We start from the raw sequence: 24,033 nt of genomic DNA, 5'->3' as shown, positions 1-24,033 counted from the left end.
TTCAGAACCGATCCATCTTAAGAGGAGTAGGTTCTGATCTTTTACATATAGAATTGATGAGATCTTTACAACTTTTTTCTAAGTATGTTTCTGCATTTTTTAATGTATCTTTCAACTTACAATCTGGTGGATTAATCCCAACAATCTGTGTGAAACCTAAATCATAGAGTTCTGCTATCCCCTCACCCACTAGACCAGTAAAGGCGATCACAGGTTTATTAAACTTTTTTGCAACTTGCGCCACACCAAATGGCGTTTTACCGAACTTAGTTTGATGATCAATTTTCCCTTCACCTGTCAGCACATAATCTGCCTGTGCTATTTTTTCATTCAACTGACATTGTTCAATGACCAATTCCACACCTGATTGCATCGATGCACCCGCAAAAGCCATCAACCCAAAACCTAATCCACCTGCAGCACCTGCACCTGCGACATCACGTAAAGTACAACCCAGTGTCGCTTCAACGACATTGGCATAATGATTGAGGTTCCGATCTAACTGACGCACCATCTCCTGCGTTGCACCTTTTTGCGGGCTAAAGATATGGGATGCACCATTTTCACCACATAGTGGATTAATGACGTCGCTGGCAATGATAATTTCTGTATGCGCTAAACGTGAGTCGAGCTGCGTCAAATCAAGACTGTTAATTTGATCCAGATAACCACCACAAACTGCTATTTCGAAGCCATTTTCATCTAAAAATTGCGCCCCCAAGGCCTGCGCCATACCTGCACCGCCATCATTGGTCACACTCCCGCCCAAGCCAATGATAATTTTACTTACTCCAAAGTCTAGAGCAGCCTTGATCATTTCGCCCGTACCATAAGTTGACGTCAGTAATGGATTTCGCTGAGCCATATCGACAAGATGAATTCCATTGGCTTTTGCCATTTCAATCACTGCGGTTTTTCCTCCGTCAATCAAACCGAAATACGTCGTCACACGTTGATTGGGCAAAGGACCTGTAAGCGCTATCGGCACTTTTTGACCGTGGCAAGCACTGAGTAACGCATCCACAGTTCCCTCACCGCCATCTGCCATTGGCACAGCGATGACATTTGCATCAGGTATGAGTTTTAAAATTGCACGCCGCATCGCGTCACAGGCTTGTTGAGCACTCATACTTTCTTTAAATGAATCGGGCGCAAGAACAAAAGTGGTCATCTAAATGCTCAAAATAAAACTTGTCCTCAACCATAACGGTTTTAAAATAGCAGGTATATCTAAAAACATCAGAAAGGCTCGAAATGTCACGAATCAATCTAGGTCAGTCTGCACCTGAGCTATATAAAAAAGTCGCAGAACTTGATGCACTGGCAATGAAAAAAATAAATGAAGCTGGCCTAAGTGAAGGATTAGCTCATTTACTCAAATTACGTGCATCCCAAATCAACGAATGTGCGTTCTGTATTCGCATGCATGCGCAAGATGCACTTAAAACAGGTGAAAGCATTGAACGTATTAGCCTACTCAATGCATGGCGTGAAACTGCGTACTACGATGAAAAAGAACGTGCGGCTTTAAGCTTGATCGAAGCGATCACGTTAATTGCTGAAGGCCAAGTTCCCGATGCAGTTTATGAAGATGCTTTGCCCTTTTTAACAGATGAGCAAATCAGTGCCGTGGAATGGCTGGCTATTGTGATCAACACATGGAACCGAATTGCAATTAGTAGCCGCTATAGCGTTAAACCTTAACGGGTTGTACACATTAAAAGTGAATAAAAAAAAGAGTGCCTCAGCACTCTTTTTTTATTTATCAGATCCGCAAGCAGCTTACTGCTCTGCCGAGCTTTTCGGCACTTCACGTCGAATATAAGAAGCCAAAGTAAGGTAGTTGACCCCTTGGAATAAAATATCAACCGCCAAGAATAATCCTAATACCCAAAATGGCGCATCAGGCGACATCAAAATGATCACACCCGTAATCAAGGTCAATAGACCTGAAAATAGTGTCCATCCCCAACCTTGAAATGCTCGAAATAGCACAGCATTAAAGATACGAATGACCCCTGCAATGATCAAAATAATCGCCAATAAATTGGTCAGGACAATGGCCGTTTTGACAGGCGTTGAAAATGCATAATAGCCTGCGACCAAATACAGCACACCAAATAGTGCCCAGAACCAGCGGTAACCGCCTTCAAAAATTTTAAATGCTGCAATGAAATGGATTACGCCACCTAACATCATCAGCACACCAAAAATATAAATCACCGTAAGTGTCGCAAATGGCAAAGCTGCCAAAAGGACCAATCCGAAGACCACCAATAAAGCACCTAAACCGAGATACCACTTACGGTTTTCATGGAGCTGACTGCGAATTAAATCGTTGCCTACTGTTCTCATGCTTTTTCTCAAGTTATTCGTTATTCAATGGATTATGCAACTTCATGATGAAGAAAAATGAAAGAAAAGTCCAAATCTTATCCACACTGCTGATTTAGACTGTGGATAAGATAGGTTTTATCCACATTATTTTTTCCATCCCACTTCAATCGCTGTGACGTCATTCACCACAGTATCAGCTAAATCTTCAGGCATTTTACTTTGCGTCTGTGAGGTAGGAATATGCCCTGCCATCAGTTCAGCTTTGCTTTGTGGAAACAAAGGCTGCCGTTGGGGTTCTGCATAACCGACAGGAAAAATCGGCTGACCTGTAGCCAAATCATACTTATCCGTTGCACCAAAAGCGTGTAATAACTCATGGGCTAAAACGATTTTATTCTGCGCTGTCTGTTTATTCGATGCAAATAAATTCACAGATCCAATTCGACCATTTTCCAAGGCTGTGGAATGTTTAAGTTCTTTGGTTTGGGTCGGATCGTAATAATTTAAAAATAGCGTGACACTCGAAACACCATCTACATTTTCATGCTGCTGCCAAGCATAGTAGCGGAATTTCAAACTCCATAAGATAACGTCCAACATGCCAGCATCATTGGGTACTTTGGGAGGTAAAACTTTCAGCTCACGACCTAACTTAAAATACACATAAGTCGGTTGCCCTCGGTATTTCTGTGCTGTCGCTTGTAAATATTGTTGAACATCATTTAAATCATTGACAGAGAGCTGCTGTATATAAGCTTGAGTGCTCTCTCGACCATCTGCATTAATTGGATGTAACAATACAAAGATCGGTTTACTCCAGTCTTGGTTTTTGTCTTTATAGGCATTGACTGCGACCACTAGTAAAATCAGCAATAAACACAGTACCCGAATTTTTTTCCACATTTTAAATCGTACTCTGCTTTTTTATCTTTCTTAAATACATTTGACTCATTTCTATTTTTGTTTCAAATAAATTTAGCGTTTTAATTAGTCCAGATAATTTTGCTCGACCGTAGTTTCTAGAATCAAAGTCAGGTTTGACTGCGCTGATATATTGCCCAACCATACTTAAATTGGCCCATCCATTTTCATCCGCATTATCTTTCACAGCTTTATAAATCAAATTTAATGTGGGTTTATCAATGATTTCAGTGATTGTATTCTCTTTAATCTGCACAGATGGCTTTGGTTCACTTACTTTTGTATTTTCAATGACTTCTTTAATTGGTGAATTAATAAGATCTTCTTCAGTATTTTTTAGCTCATTATCTTGCAGTAAGTTTTCAACATAAATAAATTTATCACATGCTTTTTTAAATGCCTCTGGCGTCGACTTTTTTCCAAAACCGTAAACACTTAGCCCATTTTCACGAATTCTAGATGCTAAAGGGGTAAAATCACTGTCGCTTGAAACAATACAAAAGCCATCCAATGCACCTGCGTACAGCAAATCCATCGCATCAATGATCAAAATCATATCCGTTGCATCTTTGCCCTTTGTGTAAGCAAACTGCTGAACAGGTGTGATTGCATGAGGAAGTAAGACTTCACGCCAATTTTTTAAGGTTTCGCTGCTCCAATCTCCATAAACTCGTTTAACACTTGCGATTCCATATTTTGCAACTTCTTCCAACACAGATGGAATAGCATTGATTGATGAGTTATCCGCATCTATGAGTACAGCAAACTTTTTTGTTTGAATTTCCACTATTCCCCCAATCATTTTTATCATTTAAATTTTGATTAATTCTGACATAAAAAATGCCGACCGAAGTCAGCATTTTATTGATTTTAAAGCTTAAGCCTCAACCCACTTACCATCTTGGTACACCAAAGACCATTTGGTTTGTTTGCCTTCAGCATTTTCAGAACCAATATATTGTGCTTGATTCTTACGGCTGAATTTCACCAATGTTGGGTTTCCTTCAGGATCGACATCCGGTGCTTGCAAGATAAACTGATATTTCGCATCCAACTGATCTGCGACAGAACGTAGTTCCGCGACTTTAGGCGCACGGGTTTCACGTACTTTCGGGAACTTACTCGCAGCTAAGAATAAACCTGCTGCGCCATCACGAAGGACAAAGAAGTCATCATGTTTGGTTGAACGTAAGTGTTCCATTTTAATTGGATCTACACGTGGAGGTGCAGGCTGACCGCTCTTCAACACTTTACGTGTATTGTCACAGCTATTACATGCAAAGTAAGGACCGAAACGGCCTGTCTTCAATTGCATTTCGCCATCACATTTGTCGCACGGAATGGTTGGACCATCATAACCTTTGATTTTGAACTCACCTTCTTCAAGCTCAAAACCAGCACAGTCTGGGTTATTACCACAGATATGCAACTTACGCCCACCATCAATCACATAGCTGTCCATGGCTGTTTCACAAATTGGACAGCGTTTTTTCGACATTAAATCTGCTGTTTCAGCCGAGTCATCGTCAGACAGTGCAGCCAATGATTCTACAGGTGTCAGGTTTAAAGTTCCCTTACAACGCTCTTTAGGCGGTAAGTTATAACCTGAACAACCCAAGAACACGCCTGTAGTCCCTGTACGAATCTGCATCGGACGATCACATTCTTTACAGTGCACCGCATCCACTTCTACAGGTAAATTACGGCGCATGCCATTTTCACCCTGAGCTGTGGTTAAGCGTGTTTTAAAATCACCGTAGAAGCTATTGAGTAACTCTTTCCAGTTACGATCACCATCGGCGACTTTATCCAGCTGGCCTTCAAGGTCTGCCGTAAATGCATAGTTCATCAAGTTATTAAAGTTTTCATCGAGACGGTCTGTCACGATTTCACCCATTTTCTCGGCGAACAAACGACGGTTATCGAGCTTCACATAACCACGGTCTTGAATGGTTGAGATAATCGCAGCATACGTCGATGGACGACCAATCCCTTTTTTCTCAAGCTCTTTGACCAATGATGCTTCAGTGAAGCGCGCAGGTGGTTTAGTAAAGTGTTGAGATGGATCTAATTTTTCAAGCTTGAGTACTTCCCCAACTTTTACAGCAGGTAGCAGTACATCATCATCCGATTTGTTTTGGCCACGCACTTTAGTGAAACCATCAAAGACCAATGTACGGCCTTTGGCTTTGAGTTCAACACCATTGGCATTGACTAAAATCGTTGATGATAAATATTCTGCAGGGGTCATTTGACATGCAACGAACTGACGCCAGATCAGGTCATAAAGACGCTGCGCATCACGCTCTACACCCACCAAACTATCGCCTTTTAGCGCAACATTTGATGGACGAATCGCTTCATGGGCTTCTTGCGCACCAGCTTTATTGCCATAGCGATTTGGTTTAACCGGTAAATATTTTTGTCCAAACTCAGTTTCAATATGACCACGAACCATATTTACAGCGTCATCACTCAAGAATGTTGAGTCTGTACGCATATAAGTAATAAAGCCGGCTTCATATAAGCGTTGTGCCAGCATCATGGTTTTCTTCACAGAAAAACCTAAACGTGTACTTGCTGCTTGTTGCAATGTAGACGTGATGTAAGGCGCGCTTGGATTAACCTTGGTTGGTTTGTCTTCACGTGCTGAAACTGTGTAGTCGGCATCTTTAATCAGGTTCAGTAAAGCATCCGTTTCAGCTTTATTGTGCAGTTTTAAAGTCTTGCCATTTTGCTTCACTGCTTCTAAGCGGATATCGTCTTTCTTCGACTTGGTATCTGCAAAAACTTGCCAAAATTCTTCTGGAATGAAGGCACGAATTTCACGTTCACGCTCAACCACAAGTTTAACAGCCACAGATTGCACACGACCTGCCGATAAACCACGGGCGATTTTTTCCCATAAGAGTGGCGAGATCATAAAGCCCACAATACGGTCGAGGAAACGACGGGCTTGCTGAGCATTGACTTTATCTGTATCGAGGCGAGAAGGATGTTTAAACGCTTCTTGGATGGCATTTTTGGTAATTTCGTTGAACACTACACGTTGATAACGTGAGTCGTCACCGCCAATGACTTCTTTTAAATGCCAAGCAATTGCTTCTCCTTCCCTATCCATATCCGTTGCGAGATAGACCTCGTCAACTTGCGATGCAAGCTTTTTCAGTTCTGCAACAACATGTTCTTTGCCCGGTAGGACTTCGTACTGTGCCTTCCAGTCATTTTCAGGGTCTACCCCCATACGATTAACCAAAGCTTTTTGTGCTTTTTTGGCTTTTTCAGCTTCAGTTAATTTCGCACGAGTTACTGGCTTTTTCTCTGCTGTTTTCGCAGAGCCACCTGTAGGCAAATCACGGACATGACCCACCGATGATTTTACGATGTAATCAGAGCCCAAATATTTATTGATTGTTTTCGCTTTTGCAGGCGATTCCACAATCACTAACGCACGCTTTTTCCCAGCATCGGCAGATTTTGCTGTGGTACTTTTAGATGTGGACCGAGGAGCGTTCGCCATAGTTAACCATCATTCCTGTTTAATAGGTTTTTTAAAATTTAAAGTTCAGCCAATGAATGTAAAAATGCTTTCATATCTTCAAGCTGTGTGGCTCTTAAGTCAGATTCTTCGTTCCAATAGAGTCCTACACAGTTTGCCTGCATATCAATAGCATAAATGCCCTTTAATGTAATGGCTAAATCCTTGAACTTGTCATCACCATGTACCAGTTCAAGTTTGTCATCGACCACTAAAGCACGCATTAAAGGCAAACGCGCATCTGGAATCAGCACACTGTAATACGCCACCATACTGGCACGTTTTTCAGAAGCCATTGGAATCTTGGTCCAAGCAGGTGCAGCCACTAAACGTGGGTGCAGCCCCATCTTACGCGCCTTCTCGCGCATAATGCCTAAGGCTTTTTCTCTAGGATTTACTCGAAGTCCAAAAATCGACCCAAGTACAAAGACCACAATAAAAACAGTAACCCAGATTCCAGTATTTTCCATAGCACAACCTTTATATTCCTTTATTAGAGTTGCATAAGCGCAATATAAAACGCAAGCATGCTTAATGAATAATATTAGTTAGCAATATCGGGTTATAACTAACTTGCCGTTTACTATTAACCTCTATCAATCTATATTTCCTCAATAATTCTAATGAGTTAATAACATCATCTTCAGGCAAACATCTCTTTAAAATACTAGTAAAACCACTTAAAGATTTAGGAGGAGTATGGTTATTTACATCCATATGAGCGAGTAATTTATTTCTTATCTCAATCAATTTTTGCTCAATAGTTTCAGCAGTTTCAGCAGTTTCAGCAGTTTCAGCAGTTTCAGCAGTTTCAGCAGTTTCAGCAGTTTCAGCAGTTTCAGCAGTTTCAGCAGTTTCAGCAGTTTCAGCAGTTTCAGCAGTTTCAGCAGTTTGTTTATTTAATTTCAAAAACTTCTGCAAACTTGGATCTTGATAAAATATTTTACTATTATCCAAGCGGATAATTTTGTGTTTTTTTAATAACTCAACTAAAACCTTGGCAACATCATCACTCACTTTAAGTATAGCTTTAAGTGAGTTTAATAAACTTTCTAACTTTGCAGGTCTAGCTGCATTTTTTGTTAAATATTCACAATATTGAAAAATTAGCTCACCCACATTTTGCTCAGCTTTCACTTCGTTAATTACATGAGCAGAAACTAGCGGCTTTTCATGAATAATTTTAGCTTCAAATTTAGCTATTTTTAATAAATCAACAACATACCCCATGGAATGATCATTAGACATAACATCAAAACTAAATTCCTTAGCCGAAACTTGTGTAGAAAGTTGGCCTGCAATAAATGTTAGTCCAAAATCAGCTGCATCCTTCCCAATCTTTGGCATTTTTAATACTTTTAGTTTGCCATTCATAATAAATGGAGAGAGCTTAACCAAACCATCCAAGCTAAAACTTATTGGAGACTTGGCGTAAACTAAATAAATAGATGAGTATTGCTTTAAATAAGTTAGCAACTCATTTTCAGTTTTATGCAAATTTTCAATATCAAGTAATAATATTTTTTTCATAGCTCACCCATTTAATTATTTTATATTAATTCAGGAACATCTCGTGGCTATACAGCACTTCGTGACCATTCCAATAGATATATCCTTTTTCGATCAACTCTTTAAGTAATAGTCGAACATCAGATTGTGGGAACATTTGCTCCAATAAATCACGTAAGGCGTAGATATCTTTTGGTTTATCTGACTTTAATTCATGCAATTTTCGGATCACTTCCATTTGCACCGGGTCAATCTTATTAAAATTTTTAAATAAGCCTTGCTGTGCAGCCTGAATCATCGACGCCGTATCATCAGTATTTGAGGTTTGTTCTTCGAGTGAAGCAGTAAATGCATTCAGGTCTGTTTTTATCGGCAATGCTGTTTCAGCAGTCGTATTTAAATCTAGCTGCACCCATTGTTTGAGTACTTTTTTTCGAATCGAAATCTGCTCATCAAAGCGTTTGACGATTTTTAGATTGATCAACATACCGACCAAATGCTGAGCTTTTTCGCTAGAGACTTGCAAAATATTCATCAATGAGTTTTTCAGTTTATCCAAACTGTTGGGTTTGCCACTGAGTTTTTCCAGACCATCACAATAGTGTTTAATCAGTAATAAATCAGGTTTATTCCGAATGGTTTCTAGGTCAGGAATTTTATACTTCACTTTATGTGAAACTTCTTGTTCTGACTGAATTTGAATGAGATGTGCGCTGAGTCCAGAGCCATCCAATTGTTCCATCAGTAATGCAATATCCGGCATCGCTGAAATGACTTCTATATGCGCATCTGGATCCATCAAGGCCATCAGTTGCCCCACAATTACCGCATATTCAAATTCTTTTTGCGGCGTTTCTGGAATATCCAAAACCACCAATTGACCACTCGCGATCCACCCTGCAATTTCAGTTAAATCTTCAAGTGCATATTCAAATTTTCCATTGCAGCTAAACACATACAAAGTACTGTAATGTTCAATGATATTGCGCAATAGATTTGCTGTGGGCGGGTTATTTTCCAAATCTAGCAGGACAACTTTTTGACTCATGAGATGAAATAATGGGTTTCGATCAGCAGATGCGGTGCATTAGACCTGTCACGCTGCAAAAGGTCAAATAAATTTACACCAATCCACAGCTTTGGCGCTGATTCGTCATCTGCCTGTCATTCAATATCGACATTAATAATGCGGTGGGCGGTTGGTCATTGGGTCAAATGCTGCGATGCCTTCAGATAAATCTGCCGATTCAATACGACGATACAACATCTGCATTTGTTTCTTTAAATCAGCGATTTCGGCGTTTTGACGCGCAACTTGATCATTCAGTTGGTCAACTAAATCATCTAAAAATGCAATTCGGACTTGCAAATCTTCAATGGGTGCGGAAAATGACGCCTGTTCATCAAGATTTTGTTGTGTAGTCAATTTACACTCCTCATATAAGATTTCAGGAAACATTATGGCCTATATTACTTTAAGGGACGTCCAGCTTGCATTTGGCGGACCTTCCCTACTCGACGGCGCGAACTTCAGTTTAGAACGTGGCGAGCGAGTGTGTCTAATCGGTCGTAATGGTGAAGGTAAGTCTACTTTACTTAAACTGATTGAGGGAACTTTATTACCAGACGGCGGTGAAGTTTCATTACAAAATGGCATTACGATTTCAATGCTTGCTCAAGATGTGCCCATGGATTCGGGCAAAGTTGCTGATATTGTTGCCGATGGTGCAGGTGAAGCCGCTACTGTACTGCGTGCTTATCATGAAGCCAGCGAAGCCTGCGTACTCGGTGATATGGACGCCTGTGAGCGCATGGGTAACCTACAACATCAGATGGATCAAATGGATGGCTGGTCACTTGAAACTAAAGTGAATGCCATCCTCAGTAAAATGGGCCTAGACCCAGAAGCTGACCTTGCAGATTTGTCTGGTGGTCGTAAGCGTCGTGTTTTATTGGCACGTGCTCTCTTGACGCAGCCCGACGTATTACTACTCGACGAACCGACCAACCATTTGGACGTTGAAAGTATTGAATGGCTCGAAAAATTCCTGCTTGATCAAAACAACTTAACCCTGTTGTTTATTTCGCATGACCGTTCATTTGTCGACAGCATCGCAACCCGTATTGTGGAACTTGACCGCGGCATTTTGCGTAGCTATGAAGGTAACTATTCACGTTACCTCGAACTCAAAGCTCAGCAAATGGAAGCGGAAGAAAAGCAAAATGCGCTATTCGATAAAAAACTCGCTGAAGAAGAAGTGTGGATTCGTCAGGGCATTAAAGCGCGTCGTACCCGTAACGAAGGTCGTGTTCGTGCCTTAAAAGCATTGCGTGAAGAGTCTAAAGCGCGCCGTTCACAACAAGGCAAAGTGAGCATGGCAACGCAAGATGCGCAGCGCTCAGGTAAAGTGGTCTTTGAAATTGAAAACTTAGCTGTGCAATTTGGCAACAGCGCGCCAATCATCAAAGATTTCTCGGCACTGGTATTACGTGGTGACCGTATCGGCTTAGTCGGTGACAACGGTGTGGGTAAAACTACCCTCATCAAAGCTATTTTGGGTGAGCAAGAACATACTGGTACAGTGAAAACAGGTACACAGCTTGAAGTTGCTTACTTTGATCAGCTTCGAAATGCACTTGATCTTGAAAAATCAGTGAAAGATAACGTTTCTGAAGGCTCAGACCATGTCGATGTCAATGGTAGCCGTCGTCACATCTACAGTTATTTACAAGACTTTTTATTCTCTCCAGAACGCGCACGTACACCAGTTAAAGCACTTTCTGGGGGTGAGCGTAACCGTATTCTGTTGGCTAAACTGCTACTGAAACCATCGAACCTTATCGTGATGGACGAACCGACCAACGACTTGGATATGGTAACTCTTGAACTGTTGGAAGAAATGCTCAGCGCTTACAAAGGCACACTGTTACTGATTTCGCATGACCGTGCCTTTATGGACAACGTGGTGACATCAACTTGGGTCTTTGATGGTAAAGGTCAAATCGATGAATACATCGGCGGTTACCAAGACTATTTGGAACAGCGTCCTGACCAAACTGTCGTGGATCAAAAAAGCGATGTGAAAAAAGCCATGGCTAAAGCCGAAGCAGCGGCTGCCGCTGCGGTGCCTAAAAAAGTCAAGCTCAGCTATAAAGACCAACGTGCCCTAGAACAACTGCCGACTGAAATTGAAGCATTGGAACAAGAGCAAGCTGAATTGTCTGAAAAATTAGCTGACGGTTCTTGGTTCATGACTGACGCCGATGCTGCGACCAAAGCATCACAGCGTCTTGCTGAAATTGATGACGAAATGCTGGAAAAAATGGAACGTTTAGATGAGCTAGAAACGCTCGCTAAAGGCTAAGTCCACAAATATTTCACACAGAAAAAGCCGTATTTCGATACGGCTTTTTTTATGTCGTATGACTCGGCTAAATTATTAGATCGGATGACTCAGTTTCAAATTGGAGCATCCAGCATCTGTAAAGACGATTCCGCTAATGTGAAAAGCTTGATATGGTGACGTTCAACATAAGATTGAGTCACGAGCATGCAAATTTCAGATCAAATTGTTTTAGTTACAGGAGGCGCACGTGGCCTCGGTTTGGCGATTAGCCAAACTTTAATTGCTGAAGGCGCACGCGTGGTCGTGAACTATCTATCCAGTCAAACTGCGGCAGAACAGTTGGCGACCGCATTTCCTCAGCAAGTGTTTGCCTATCAAGCAGATGTCACTGATAAAGCTCAAGTAGAACAGCTTTTTGCCGCAGCAAGAGCACATTTTGGTGCCTCAATCACCTCTGTCGTGAATAATGCCCTCATCCATTTTCAATTTAATGGCGATGCCCGTCCTAAAATGGAAGAACTGACTGCACAGCACTTACAGCAACAATTTGATGGAGCAGTCGTCGCTGCACTCAACACCACTCAAGCGGCGCTTCCCAAGATGAAAGCACAGGGTTTTGGTCGCATTGTGAATATTGGTACCAACCTGGTACAAAACCCTGTCGTGCCTTACCACGACTACACTGCAGCAAAGGCAGCGCTGTTGGCCTTCACCCGCACAGCGGCGCATGAACTGGGTGAGTTTGGGATTAACGTCAATATGCTTTCTGGTGGCTTATTACAAAGCACCGATGCCAGTAAAGCGACACCCGATGCCGTGTTTGATTTAATCGCGGCATCGACACCTTTACGCACAGTGACCACGCCTGAAGAATTTGCTGCGGCCATCATGATGTTCTTGTCCCCTTACTCACGTGCGGTCACCGGGCAGAATTTGATTGTCGATGGCGGTTTAGTCAAAGGTTAAGTCAAAGGTTAAGTCTGATGCAGCATGAGGTTGAACTTTCTCTTTCAATTCAGCTTCATGCTAAACTGAACCCTATTTTTTAATCTTTGATTTAGCCCTATGAGTCAAAAGCCAACATATCAACCCGGAAAATTCCAATGGTCTTTCTTACTTCCTCAGTATTGGGGAATTTGGATAGGGATTGTATTTCTTATGATTTTGGCGATTCTTCCGTGGGCAATTCAGTATCGACTTGGGCAATTCCTCGGTTCTGTCGCATTTAATAATCTCAAATCACGTCGTAAAACCACGATTCGCAATTTGGAAGTTTGCTTTCCTGAATGGACGGCAGAACAAGTTGAAGCCAATGCACGACAGGTTTTTATCGACCAAATGATTGGGATTTTTGAAACCTTAAATGCATGGTACAGCCCGCAGTGGTTCAAAAATCGGGTGCAAATTGAAGGCTTAGAGCATATTCAAAATGCACAAGCTGAAGGCAAAGGTATTTTGCTCCTCGGCACACATTCTACTCTGCTTGATGCTGGTGGCTATTTATGCGCACAGTTCTTTGAGCCGGATGTGGTTTATCGTCCGCAAAATAATCCGCTGTTGGATATGTTGATTGTGCGTTGCCGTGCCACCATCTATGCCAACCAAATCGACCATGATGATATGCGTGGCTTAATTCGTAATCTAAAAAATAGCCATGCCATTTGGTACAGTCCCGATCAGGACTTTGGTTTAAAACAAGGGGTCATGGCACCGTTTTTTGGTACTCCCGCAGCCACCGTTACTGCACATCGTCGCTTATTAAAAATTGCTAAAGCGGTAGCGATCCCGTTGTATTTTTATCGAGATGGCGAAATCAGCAACCCTCAATATCATGTGCTGATTGAACCTGCTTTGGACAATTTTCCAAGTGACGATGAAGTTTCGGATGCTATTCGAACCAATAAAATTATTGAAAATCAGCTGCGAATCGCACCGACGCAATACATGTGGTTCCATCGCCGCTTTAAAACCCGCCCACAAGGCTATGACAAAATCTATTGAGTTCAACTCAGCACATAAAAAAAGAGAAATGCTATGAAAGTGATGCAGCTTTTACCTGAATTGAACAGTGGCGGTGTCGAGCGAGGAACCTTAGAAATAGCTCGTGCTTTAGTGACCGCTGGCCATGAGTCCTTAGTGGTTTCAAATGGTGGCCGCATGGTAACTCAATTGGAAGCTGAAGGTTCAACTCACCTCACGCTCGCAATCCATAAAAAAGCCTTATCGAGCTTATGGCAAATTCGTCCTCTACGTAAACTGATTGAGCAACATCAACCAGACATCGTGCATGTGCGCTCACGTGTTCCTGCATGGCTCACGCATTTTGCCCTCAAAGGGATTCCTGCAAACAAGCGACCTCACCTGATTTCAACTGTACATGGCTTTTATTCGATTAATCGCTACAGCCAAATCATGACGCAGGCTGAAAAAGTCATTGCGGTCTCGGATAGTGTTGTCAAATACATCACGGACAACTACAAAAACTGTCCTACCAAGGACATTGTGCGTATTTATCGTGGCATTGACCCCGCTGCTTTTCCACATGGTTATCAACCCTCAGCACAGTGGCTCAATCAAACCCTAAAAGATTTCCCTGAACTAGAAAATAAACGTCTGATTTGCTTACCAGGCCGTATCACCCGTTTGAAAGGTCATGAAACCCTGATCCATTTAATGGAACAGCTACAAACACAGTATCCCGACGTACATGCGGTGGTGGTCGGTGGTGCAGATCCGAAAAAAGCGGCTTATTTACAAGAAATGCAAGACAGTATTGCGGCTAAAGGGCTGAGTGATCGGATTACTTTTGTCGGTCATCGTTCAGATATCCGTGAATGGTTAGCTTTTAGCGATTTGGTTTTGTCTTTGTCGAGCCAAGCGGAAACCTTTGGACGGACAGTACTTGAAGCACTGTCTGTAGGTACACCTGTAATCGGTTGGAACCGTGGTGGCGTAGCTGAAATTTTGTCGAATGTCTATCCGCAAGGTTTAGTCACTGTCGATGATGAAACACAATTACTCGACACCTTAAAGTTGCATTTAGACCAACCACAACACGTGCAGCCTATCAGCATGTTTAGTTTAAAAGAGATGTGTGATCAGACTTTGGAGTTGTATACGCAAGTGGTCTCTCAGCATTCAGCTTGATTGACTACACGCCATAGATCTTTGCTGTGCAGGATAGCGCTCGGAAAATTTTTTTTATTAAGCACCTAGATCAGCATCTAGAAAGGATATTGTGAATTTCACAATATCTTTTTTTCTATTAGGATTTTTTAACTGGCGATTTAATCCTTCCATTTAGCCCTTCAATTTCGCGCTTCCACTTAGTCCTTCCACACACGGTATCGGGACATCAAGCAAAGGATCAGCGGCAACAACATGACATTTAGAATATGTTGCAAACTTTGCCCTATACGCCAAAAGCCTCTATCTAAAATATCATGGCGTGCATTAAACAATTCCAATCCCACTGCGACGACCACAACAGTCCAAATCGCATAAGGTGATTTCAATTGGCGGTGATGGCAAAAGGCCACAAAAAAGAACAGTATTAAGCCAAGGTAAATGGAAAGTGCATCGGTGGATAAGTGTGTAATCTGCAATATTTTTTGGTGCCATTCGTACAGCATAGAACGTCTCATACCTATATTTTTATTGGAAATTCATCGTTTTTTTCTTGGCACACTGTATAAAGAAATTGATCAAAAGAAAAGCAAAAAATTCTATATCACAAAAGCAAAACCCGAGTTCTGCATCCTGCAAAACTCGGGTCTATGAGGTTGTGCTTTCACAAGTATTCTTTTTATTTTTTATTGGCTTTCCTTTCCTGCATCCGTTCCGTGATGCTTCCATCGGCTTCGTCTTCCTTAGTGGGATGTTCCGTTCCCAGTTCCATGTGCCGATGAACAAAGAATAAGTCAATACACTTGACCTGACCATTCGTCAGAAGCCGAAAGCTGTGTAAGCTATTTCTTACACTTTTCTCTTAAATCAAACAAAATCAAGGTGCCTTCGTACCATCCTTATAATCACGGGCGATTTCATCGGTCACCACTTTCTCCTCTTTCTCAGCTTTTTCTATGCCTTCCTGAATTGCCTCTTGCGCTTCTTGTTCATCTTCATCCGTTTGCTCCAATTCTTCTTGGATTTGCTCAAAGACCCTACCTGTTTGCAGCACCACATAGACTGGGAAATGGTCTGAACCGATATTGGGCAATCGTTCCATGTGTACTAAGGCAAAATCTGTACTATGAAAAATATGGTCGAGCGACCAGCGCAGCAGTGGATAATTGGCATGAAAGGTATTCACGAAATGCCGTCCAACTCGTGGGTCTAAAAGCCCACTGATCCGTTGAAAGAGTCGTGTGGTACGTGACCATGCCACATCATTCAGGTCCCCCATAACGATGCAACTTTCATCTAAATCTTTGATCTGATCGCCGACAATCAGCAATTCTGCATCGCGTAAGGTTGAATCTTTTGCTTCCGTTGGACTTGGCGGTTTGGGATGTAAACAATATAGTTGTACCTGATTTCCTGATGCTAAGGTGACTTGGGTATGAATCGAAGGAATTTCATCACTGAGAATAAATTTAACTTCAGTTTCAGTGAGTTCTAACTTGCTATACAAATGCATGCCATACAAATTATCCAAAGGCACTGGAACGCGGTAAGGATAATCAGCCTCAATCACTCCCAATTCATTTTGCCAAGTTTGATCGGTTTCTAGCGTGAGGACCAAGTCCGGTTGATGCTTCTGTATTTGTGCCAATAACAAATGATATTGGGTGTTTGGTGTGAGTACATTGGAGACAATGATTGAAATCTGTTTTTGTGTATCTAACTGGTCTGATCGGACTTGTTTGACTTGTTTTTTCCACAGAAAGGTATACGGCAAAACCATTTTCAATTGATATGCCAAGGCGGCAATCAAACCAATTAAAATGATTTCACGCGCCAAGTCCCATTCGGCATTCCATAAAATTAAGCCCATGAAGGCAAAGATGCCCAAAGCCAAGATTTGCAGCCGCGGAAAATCTGCACCACGAAACCACCATTCATCTCGTGGGATCAGTGACCAAAATGTCAGCCAAATGACGAAGCCCGCTAGTATTTCAATCCAAATCATCACGCCTCCCTTATATTCTTTATTTTTTATTGATTCATAAATTTATATCAGTTTTGCATGTAACATAAACAAGATATATTGCACAATATTATTGGTGTTTTCATTATGTAGCGCTTGCAGTTATGCGCCCTTTTGGTACACTCGAACCCCCTTTTATTTTTTAACGCACCGAGGCAAAGTGACATGAAAGTAGGTCTGGTCGGTTGGCGCGGGATGGTTGGTTCCGTCCTTATGCAACGTATGGTTGAAGAAAACGATTTCGCTCATTTCGAACCGTTTTATTTCTCTACCAGTAATGCAGGTGGTGAAGCCCCTGCGTTTGGTGGTAAGACTGCCCCAGCACTTATGGATGCAACGGACATTGATAGTCTGAAGCAAATGGATGTCATTATCACCTGCCAAGGTGGCGATTATACGACTGAAGTTTTCCCTAAGCTTAAAGCTGAAAACTGGAATGGTTACTGGATCGATGCGGCATCGACTTTACGTATGGATGATGAAGCGATCATCGTACTTGACCCAGTAAACATGAACGTAATCAAAGACGGCTTAGTAAAAGGCACAAAAACATTCGTGGGCGGTAACTGTACCGTTTCATTGATGTTAATGGGTTTAGGCGGTCTATTCCAAAATAATTTAGTGGAATGGGCAACGTCTATGACGTATCAAGCGGCTTCTGGTGCAGGCGCGCAAAACATGCGTGAACTGATTTCAGGTATGGGCTACTTGTACAACAATACCAAAGATTTGCTAGATGACCCACGTTCACCAATTTTAGATATCGATTCTAAAATTGCACAGTTACAACGTGGCGAAGGTTTCCCATCTGCAAACTTCGGTGTGCCTTTAGCAGGTTCGCTCATTCCTTATATCGACAAACAGCTTGAAAGCGGTCAGTCGAAAGAAGAATGGAAAGGTCAAGTTGAAACCAACAAGATCTTAGGCAACCAGCAAATCGTTCCAATCGATGGACACTGTGTCCGTATTGGTGCGATGCGTTGTCACTCTCAAGCTTTGACTTTAAAACTTCGTAAAGATGTTCCACTGGATGAAATCGAAGATATCATCGCTAGTGCCAACGATTGGTCTAAAGTGGTGCCAAATACGCGTGAAGCGTCAATGACTGATCTGACTCCTGTTGCTGTAACTGGCACCTTGTCTGTTCCAGTTGGTCGTCTACGTAAGCTCAACATGGGTAAAGAATATCTAGGCGCATTCACTGTGGGTGACCAATTGCTTTGGGGTGCTGCTGAACCTTTACGTCGTATGCTAAGAATTCTCATTGATTATAAAAATGCTTAAGCATTTTTAAGTCTCTGAACAAGAAGCCGATCACAATTGATCGGCTTTTTTATGTAACTGTCGTGTAAATATTTTACAATTCTTCGACAACTCGCTAATCTATAATTTTCGCCATGCGACATATATTCGAGCTAAAGATTAAGATGACCGTATATAACAAATTAAAGATCGCCATTTTAGCCGTTATTGCATCTCAAAACATTCAAGCGATCAGCATTGATCCTGTACAAGTCCAGTCAGCACCCGGGGAATTGCTGTACGCTGAGATTCATTTTCGCCACTCAAATACATCTGTGCCGCTCAATGCAAGTTTAGCCACGGCAGAAGATTTGTTGAGTATGGGTACAGGGCATCAACCACCGGGGCATTTAAACTTCTTCACGCGTCGTGATGGTGCGGGCAATGGGGTAATTACCATTACCTCTTCGCGTCCAGTGACCGATGCTGAGCTTAATTTTATTGTCAATATTAAAGAAGGTAATGCTTCACGCCTGCAACAAATTCGCACACCATTAAAACGCAATCCAGCACCGTCGAATGCGACTCAAACCCGTGCCAATGAGCGTGCTTTAGCACCTGTCGTGATCGTAAATGAAAAAGAAATTGCCTTAAATTTACCTGTTAGCACACTCTACACCACAAAAGCACCTGTAGCTGCAGAACAACCCTTATTACTCAGTACCAAAGCACCGCCAAAGTTAGCACAATTAGCAACGTCAACGCCTGTTGCGATTGAACCTGTCACGCATGTGCAAAATTATAGTGTTGCACCTGCGGAGCAAAATAGCGCAAGTACTTCATCAGGTTCTGAAACATCAATTTCGCAAGTTACAAAAACCAATTCGACCGGCTCTGTCAGTTCAGAAATGCAAGCTGCAACAGCATCAACTGCAAGGTCTCAAGACCCATTGGCACAAAAATTTGCTGCGGAGCAGGCAGCACAAAAACGTGAAAATCCAACAACGACAGCTCAAACAGCATCTACACCAAAACCAACAAGTACTGCAGCGGCATCGACAGCAACACCAGCGGCAAAATATGTGGTTCGCTCGAATGAAAGCCTTTGGGGGATTGCCTCACGTATTGCGACAGAACAAAACCGCCCTGTTTCTGAAGTCATGCAACAAATTAAAAACAGCAACGAACATGCATTCATTCAAGGCGATGTAAACCGTCTGCGCCGTGGTGCAGCCTTAAATCTGCATGGTATGCAGCAAGCAAAACAGCCTGTAAAAGTCTCTGCTGCAGAACTTGCCAAAGTACCTTCGAAGCAGTCAGGTAAAACCAAATACCGTTTGAATCAAGCTGAAATGAGTCTGGTTGCAGAGAAAGCGCAAGATTCGGCACAATCTTCTGCCAACAGTGCGGCAGAAAAGAATAAAACTTCGAAAGAGTTGTCATTAAAAGTTATGACATCTCGTGAAAAAAACGTTAAATTACAGAGAAACGTAACTCAATTAGAATTGGCGCTAAATCAAAAGGATCACAGAATTCAATTATTAAATGCTCGTCTTGCTCAACTGCAACAACAGTTGAAAGCTCAACAAGCAGATAAAAGAAGCCAATAAACTAAAACGTTACCAATCAAGATTTTATAGGGATGAGTGCAACTTTATATCGCTCTATCTCCAAGGGGTTAAAACATGCTGATTTATGTGATTCCATTAGTGATCTTAGTGATCGTATTGGTTTTTTTAAACAAACGCCAAAAAGGTCAAGAATCAGATAAAGCCAAACCAACATCCACTAAAACCAAGAAAACGGGTGTTTCGGCCAAAGCGACTCCGAAGAAAACTCAAGTGGTTGAAAACAGTGTCATTGAAAAAAAATCAATGACGCCGTTAACGACCGATGCTCGTGGTAAAATTGAAAAATTAATTGCGGAACGTAATTTCTTTTCTGCTGAAGCGCAAATTAATCAATCATTAAAACGTGACAACTCACAACATGAGTTGTATCTATATCTATTAGATATTCACATTTTACAAAAAGACGAATTTGCCATCAGCCAATTGCTGAGCCATATTCGTTCACTTGAACTCGATGAAATTTTAGAACAAGCTGAAGCAAAAAAAGTAGAGTTTGACAATTCACATGTTGATGAAGATATTGCGATTCATCATTCTTCTACATCATCAACTCCTAAAATTGCAAACAATACCTCAGATTTTGATGCGCTCATGAATTCAGCGCCAACTAAACCAATCTCTGAAGAACAAAAGCCTCTAGATTTTAATTTCACCACTGAAACGCCTGCAAAAGCAGACATTTCTACCCCAGTTGAAAGTGCGCCTGCTGAAAAAATACAGCCGCTTGAATTTGACACGCTTTCAATTTCACCAGAACCTGCACTTGAAGCGATACCGAAAACCGAAGAGATTGCTCAGCCATCTCCTGCCGTTGAAGAAATCAAACCAATTGATTTTGCAATGGACTTTGCCCCAAGCACTGAAGCTGCGGCTGAAACTAAAACAGAAACTGTAGAAGAAAAAATCGAGCCTTTAGATTTTTCATTTACAACAGAAACACCAGCTGTAGAAGAAAACAAAGTTGAAGCTCCAACCTTAAACTTTGACTTAGGTGCTTTTGAAACAGCAAAAACAGAAGAAGCGGTTGTCGCTCCTGCAACTGAGTTTAACTTAGAGTCTACACCTGAAGAGAAACCTGCCACGCCTGCATCAAGTGGTGTGAGTTTTGACATTAGCGGTTTAGCCACACCGTCAACCCCATCTGCTACAGACCAAAACGATCCATTGGTTCAATCTTTCCCTGAACTGGTTGAAGTCAATGAAATTGAATTGAATCTTGAATTGGCAGCGCAATACATCAAACTAGGTGCTTATGACGCTGCACGTGAAATTTTGACTGAAAAAGAGGCTGAGTTTTCTTCAGCTCAGCGTCAACAAGCAGATCAGTTACTGAATCAAATCGCATCTTAAGCAAAAGCGATTTAAACTAAAGCAGTCTTTCAAGGCTGCTTTTTTATGATGAAAAAAATTGCTCTTATATATATGGGTGGTACCTTCGGTTGTATCGGTGAACCGTTAAGCCCCATGCCAGCGAATGCGTTTTTACCTAAATTACAGCATGTGCTGCCACTACACCTAAACATTGAATGTTTTGTTGCACCTGTCATTCGTGACAGTAGTGCTTGTACTGCGCCCGACTGGCTGGCGCTGATTCAACAAATTCAAAGCTTACAATTACAACAATTTCAGCATTTCGTAATTATTCATGGTACAGACACGCTTAGCTATGCCAGTGCAGTGCTTGCACACTTTATGGCACAGTCTGCTCATATCGTGCTTACAGGCAGCCAATATCCGCTGTTTAATGTGGCTGGTGACAATACCCGTGAATTTACTGATGCCATCGACAATTTAAATTTTGCATTGGAATCGGTACATCAATTGAGTGTTGGGGTTTATTTGGCCTTTCACCATCAATTGATGCATGCTCAATCCGCACTAAAAGTGCATACAACCGATCTGAAAGCCTTTGATGGGCTGCCAGCCACACAGCCACTTTCAATGCTGACATCGCCTTATATTGTTCAGGCCAATGATTTAGACAAAGCGGCTCATTTCAATTGCCTGAATTGGATGTGGCAACCGATTGCAACCAAGCTACACAGTCAAAATTTAACGACTCTGCTTACACACACGCCAGACGTTTTGATTCTGCAAGGTTTTGGCACAGGCAACATTGCCGTTGATGCTGAATTACTCAATGTATTGAAAGCCATACAACAAAAAAATTGCAAAATTATCTTAAGTACACAGGTTGTTCATGGCGGTATAGATCAGCGCTATGCTGTGAGTGACTGGGTCAAAGACAGCGGAATTTTACTGAGTAATTGTTTGGGGCATGCAGATCTTTATGCCAAATGTTTGAAAATGTATTTACAATACGGCAGTGACGCAGACTGGACTGCGCATTGGAACGATTAAGTCATTTGAGGTAACTATGCAACGTTTTGCGATTGGGATTGAGTTTTGTGGCATGCAATACAAGGGCTGGCAAACTCAGCAACCGGGCGTACCAAGCGTGCAAGAAACCATTGAAACCGTCCTCAGTAAAGTGGCCAATGAGCCAATCATGTTGCACGGTGCTGGCCGAACAGATGCTGGTGTCCATGCAACCAATATGGTGGCACATTTCGATACTCAGGCGATTCGTCCCATTCGTGGATGGTTAATGGGCAGCAATAGCCAATTACCCCGTGATATTTCCATCCAATGGATTAAGGAAATGGATCAGGACTTCCATGCCCGCTTTAAAGCGCAAGCACGTCGTTATCGCTATGTGGTCTATAATAATCCACAACGTCCAGCTTTATTACATAAGCAAGTGACCCATGTTTATGCCAAGCTAGATGTGCTGAAAATGCAACGTGCCGCGGCCAAATTTGAAGGCACTCATAATTTCGAAAGCTTCCGTGCCGCAGCCTGTCAGTCCAATCAGCCAGTTCGTCATGTCAGCCATTGTCGCTTGATCCAACACGGATGTTACTTAGTCCTAGATATTCAGGCCGATGGTTTTTTACATCACATGGTGCGTAACATCATGGGCTGTTTATTGGAAATTGGGCAAGGTATGTATGACGTTGACCATATTGACGACATTTTTGCGGCTGAAGACCGAAAAGCAGCTGGTGTCACCGCACCGTCCGATGGGCTGTATTTTATCCATGCAGACTATCCAGCACAGTTTGAACTTCCTCAAGTTCCGCTGGGACCTCATTGGTTAAATATGCCTGAATAAAAAATTCCTCCCAACCTCCCTTTCACAGAGGGATGAGTGTCATTTTCGCCATTGCTAGGTTCTAAAAATGAAAGTACCCCTTTCAAAGGGGGGATTCTGTTTAGGGAAGGATTTTATCGAAGATCAACCTTAACGCTGCTTCCGCTTACGGTATTCCACAGGCGTTTCATTGGTCCAGCGTTTAAATGCGCGATAGAACGTACTTGGCTCAGAAAAACCCGTTAAGTAAACAATGCGCTCCACACTTTCATTGGTATTGGCCAATAATTTTTTAGCCAAACGACAGCGATAGTCTGACAAAATTTGCTGAAAACTGGTATTGGCTTCTGACAACTGAGTCCGTAAACGACGTGGGGTAATGTTGAGCTGTGCAGCGACCGTTTCGAGTGTGGTTTCACCACTTTCAAGCGTTGAACCAATAGCACGGCGAACTTCACCAACCAAATCATAACGCGCCAACTCCTGAAGTTTTTCAATCGCTAACTGCTCATGCAATTGTAATAACTCAGGTTCTGCCTGCCACAATTGATACTCTAAAATAGCCGGATCAAAATACAATCGGGTTTCTTTTTGCCCTAAGCTCACAGGGCATTCATAAACACGGAAATACTCATCATCTGGCGCGCCCTGACTAAAGTTAAAGTCGATATAAATCGGCTGAAAACGCCCTTCAGTAATAAACTTAAAGAAACGCAAAACACCGGACATCGCGCATTCAGAAAAATGACGATTCACGATATTTTCTGCCCAAGGCTGATGACCATTGGTCAAATAGCAGCGGTCATCTTCAATCACCAATTGTGCATGAAAGGCATCGCTAATTAGGCGTTGATACGCCAAAGCTCGCTTTAAACCTTCACCAAAATTCTCAGATGAAATAAATAAGTGTTCAATCACCTGCCCTCGATATAAAGGCAAATGCTCTCCCAGATGCAAACCAATATCAGGATCCTTACTGACTTCTTCTGCAGCCACCCAGAACGCAAATTGCGCATTCAATGGGGTACGGTCATTGGTTTCAACCTGATTTAATGCCACACCCGCTTTTGTTAAAATTTCTTCTGTTGGCAATCCGGCACGACGAATCGCTTGATACCCTAAACGCAACACAACAGATGCATCAGTTAGCTGACCCACTCCAGAACCTTCCTTGTATGTACTTCATTTATACCTAAAAAGATTGA

Annotated in this window: 22 protein-coding genes; 10 read left to right on the top strand and 12 right to left on the bottom strand. The window is 42.1% G+C overall.

Annotated features, from left to right (window positions below):
* Window position 1: 1 nt before the first annotated feature.
* Window positions 2-1,171: a glycerate kinase gene (locus FTU79_RS02520; protein WP_180048839.1), complete on the bottom strand. Its 1,170-nt coding sequence runs from the start codon at window positions 1,169-1,171 to the stop codon at window positions 2-4.
* A gap of 83 nt (window positions 1,172-1,254) precedes the next feature.
* Here FTU79_RS02520 and FTU79_RS02515 point away from each other — a divergent pair, with 83 nt between their 5' ends.
* Window positions 1,255-1,704, top strand: coding sequence for a carboxymuconolactone decarboxylase family protein (locus FTU79_RS02515; protein WP_168377894.1), 450 nt, complete (start codon window positions 1,255-1,257; stop codon window positions 1,702-1,704).
* 78 nt (window positions 1,705-1,782) lie between these two features.
* On the opposite strand, the gene FTU79_RS02510 is transcribed toward FTU79_RS02515, so the two are convergent.
* The 8 genes from FTU79_RS02510 to FTU79_RS02475 all read right to left on the bottom strand — a co-directional run bounded on the left by FTU79_RS02510 (window position 1,783) and on the right by FTU79_RS02475 (window position 9,731).
* A complete protein-coding gene (locus tag FTU79_RS02510) occupies window positions 1,783-2,355 on the bottom strand; it encodes an HdeD family acid-resistance protein (protein ID WP_180010185.1) in 573 nt (190 codons plus the stop codon).
* Between the two features lie 126 nt (window positions 2,356-2,481).
* On the bottom strand, window positions 2,482-3,240 hold the full coding sequence (locus FTU79_RS02505) for a hypothetical protein (protein ID WP_180007163.1): 759 nt from the start codon (window positions 3,238-3,240) through the stop codon (window positions 2,482-2,484).
* A gap of 1 nt (window position 3,241) precedes the next feature.
* Window positions 3,242-4,045: an NYN domain-containing protein gene (locus tag FTU79_RS02500; RefSeq protein ID WP_180021114.1), complete on the bottom strand. Its 804-nt coding sequence runs from the start codon at window positions 4,043-4,045 to the stop codon at window positions 3,242-3,244.
* A gap of 90 nt (window positions 4,046-4,135) precedes the next feature.
* The gene (topA, locus tag FTU79_RS02495) at window positions 4,136-6,778 is read right to left on the bottom strand and encodes a type I DNA topoisomerase (RefSeq protein WP_180048838.1); all 2,643 of its coding nucleotides are present in this window, start codon (window positions 6,776-6,778) and stop codon (window positions 4,136-4,138) included.
* Window positions 6,779-6,816: 38 nt separating this feature from the next.
* Complete coding sequence (locus FTU79_RS02490; RefSeq protein WP_180005286.1) at window positions 6,817-7,266, bottom strand: ammonium transporter; 450 nt, start codon at window positions 7,264-7,266, stop codon at window positions 6,817-6,819.
* 61 nt (window positions 7,267-7,327) lie between these two features.
* Window positions 7,328-8,326: a PIN domain-containing protein gene (locus FTU79_RS02485; protein WP_180048837.1), complete on the bottom strand. Its 999-nt coding sequence runs from the start codon at window positions 8,324-8,326 to the stop codon at window positions 7,328-7,330.
* Between the two features lie 25 nt (window positions 8,327-8,351).
* Window positions 8,352-9,353 (bottom strand): hypothetical protein, encoded by a 1,002-nt coding sequence (locus FTU79_RS02480; RefSeq protein WP_180048836.1) that lies wholly within the window; start codon window positions 9,351-9,353, stop codon window positions 8,352-8,354.
* A 132-nt stretch (window positions 9,354-9,485) separates the two neighbouring features.
* Window positions 9,486-9,731 (bottom strand): SlyX family protein, encoded by a 246-nt coding sequence (locus FTU79_RS02475; RefSeq protein WP_078189840.1) that lies wholly within the window; start codon window positions 9,729-9,731, stop codon window positions 9,486-9,488.
* A gap of 34 nt (window positions 9,732-9,765) precedes the next feature.
* On the opposite strand from FTU79_RS02475, the gene FTU79_RS02470 reads away from it, so the two are divergent.
* The 4 genes from FTU79_RS02470 (at window position 9,766) to FTU79_RS02455 (ending at window position 14,799) form a co-directional block, all read left to right on the top strand.
* A complete protein-coding gene (locus FTU79_RS02470) occupies window positions 9,766-11,670 on the top strand; it encodes an ATP-binding cassette domain-containing protein (RefSeq protein WP_078192744.1) in 1,905 nt (634 codons plus the stop codon).
* A gap of 186 nt (window positions 11,671-11,856) precedes the next feature.
* Window positions 11,857-12,618: a 3-oxoacyl-ACP reductase gene (locus FTU79_RS02465; protein ID WP_180048835.1), complete on the top strand. Its 762-nt coding sequence runs from the start codon at window positions 11,857-11,859 to the stop codon at window positions 12,616-12,618.
* Between the two features lie 99 nt (window positions 12,619-12,717).
* A complete protein-coding gene (locus FTU79_RS02460; protein WP_180048834.1) occupies window positions 12,718-13,653 on the top strand; it encodes a lauroyl acyltransferase in 936 nt (311 codons plus the stop codon).
* A 33-nt stretch (window positions 13,654-13,686) separates the two neighbouring features.
* On the top strand, window positions 13,687-14,799 hold the full coding sequence (locus FTU79_RS02455) for a glycosyltransferase family 4 protein (protein WP_180010178.1): 1,113 nt from the start codon (window positions 13,687-13,689) through the stop codon (window positions 14,797-14,799).
* A 179-nt stretch (window positions 14,800-14,978) separates the two neighbouring features.
* Here FTU79_RS02455 and FTU79_RS02450 read toward each other — a convergent pair whose 3' ends face one another.
* Both FTU79_RS02450 and FTU79_RS02445 read right to left on the bottom strand, forming a co-directional pair.
* A complete protein-coding gene (locus FTU79_RS02450; protein WP_257224235.1) occupies window positions 14,979-15,284 on the bottom strand; it encodes a hypothetical protein in 306 nt (101 codons plus the stop codon).
* 371 nt (window positions 15,285-15,655) lie between these two features.
* Window positions 15,656-16,783, bottom strand: a complete 1,128-nt coding sequence (locus FTU79_RS02445) for an endonuclease/exonuclease/phosphatase family protein (RefSeq protein ID WP_180048832.1) — start codon at window positions 16,781-16,783, stop codon at window positions 15,656-15,658.
* A gap of 183 nt (window positions 16,784-16,966) precedes the next feature.
* On the opposite strand from FTU79_RS02445, the gene asd reads away from it, so the two are divergent.
* The 5 genes from asd to truA all read left to right on the top strand — a co-directional run bounded on the left by asd (window position 16,967) and on the right by truA (window position 22,849).
* The gene (gene asd / locus FTU79_RS02440) at window positions 16,967-18,085 is read left to right on the top strand and encodes an aspartate-semialdehyde dehydrogenase (protein ID WP_180005293.1); all 1,119 of its coding nucleotides are present in this window, start codon (window positions 16,967-16,969) and stop codon (window positions 18,083-18,085) included.
* 143 nt (window positions 18,086-18,228) lie between these two features.
* Window positions 18,229-19,653 carry a hypothetical protein gene (locus tag FTU79_RS02435; protein WP_180048831.1) on the top strand — a complete coding sequence of 475 codons (1,425 nt, stop codon included), beginning with the start codon at window positions 18,229-18,231 and terminating at the stop codon, window positions 19,651-19,653.
* A 75-nt stretch (window positions 19,654-19,728) separates the two neighbouring features.
* Window positions 19,729-21,024 (top strand): fimbrial protein FimV, encoded by a 1,296-nt coding sequence (locus FTU79_RS02430; protein ID WP_180048830.1) that lies wholly within the window; start codon window positions 19,729-19,731, stop codon window positions 21,022-21,024.
* A gap of 48 nt (window positions 21,025-21,072) precedes the next feature.
* Window positions 21,073-22,035 (top strand): asparaginase domain-containing protein, encoded by a 963-nt coding sequence (locus FTU79_RS02425; RefSeq protein WP_180048873.1) that lies wholly within the window; start codon window positions 21,073-21,075, stop codon window positions 22,033-22,035.
* 16 nt (window positions 22,036-22,051) lie between these two features.
* A complete protein-coding gene (gene truA / locus FTU79_RS02420; RefSeq protein WP_180048829.1) occupies window positions 22,052-22,849 on the top strand; it encodes a tRNA pseudouridine(38-40) synthase TruA in 798 nt (265 codons plus the stop codon).
* A gap of 129 nt (window positions 22,850-22,978) precedes the next feature.
* Here truA and FTU79_RS02415 read toward each other — a convergent pair whose 3' ends face one another.
* Entirely contained in the window at window positions 22,979-23,986 is a 1,008-nt protein-coding gene (locus FTU79_RS02415; RefSeq protein WP_078189717.1) for an AraC family transcriptional regulator, read from the bottom strand.
* Window positions 23,987-24,033 lie beyond the last annotated feature (47 nt).

It is taken from the genome of Acinetobacter sp. YH12144 (genome assembly GCF_013418345.1).
Lineage (GTDB): Bacteria > Pseudomonadota > Gammaproteobacteria > Pseudomonadales > Moraxellaceae > Acinetobacter > Acinetobacter amyesii.
This window is presented reverse-complemented; position numbering and strand designations above follow the sequence as displayed.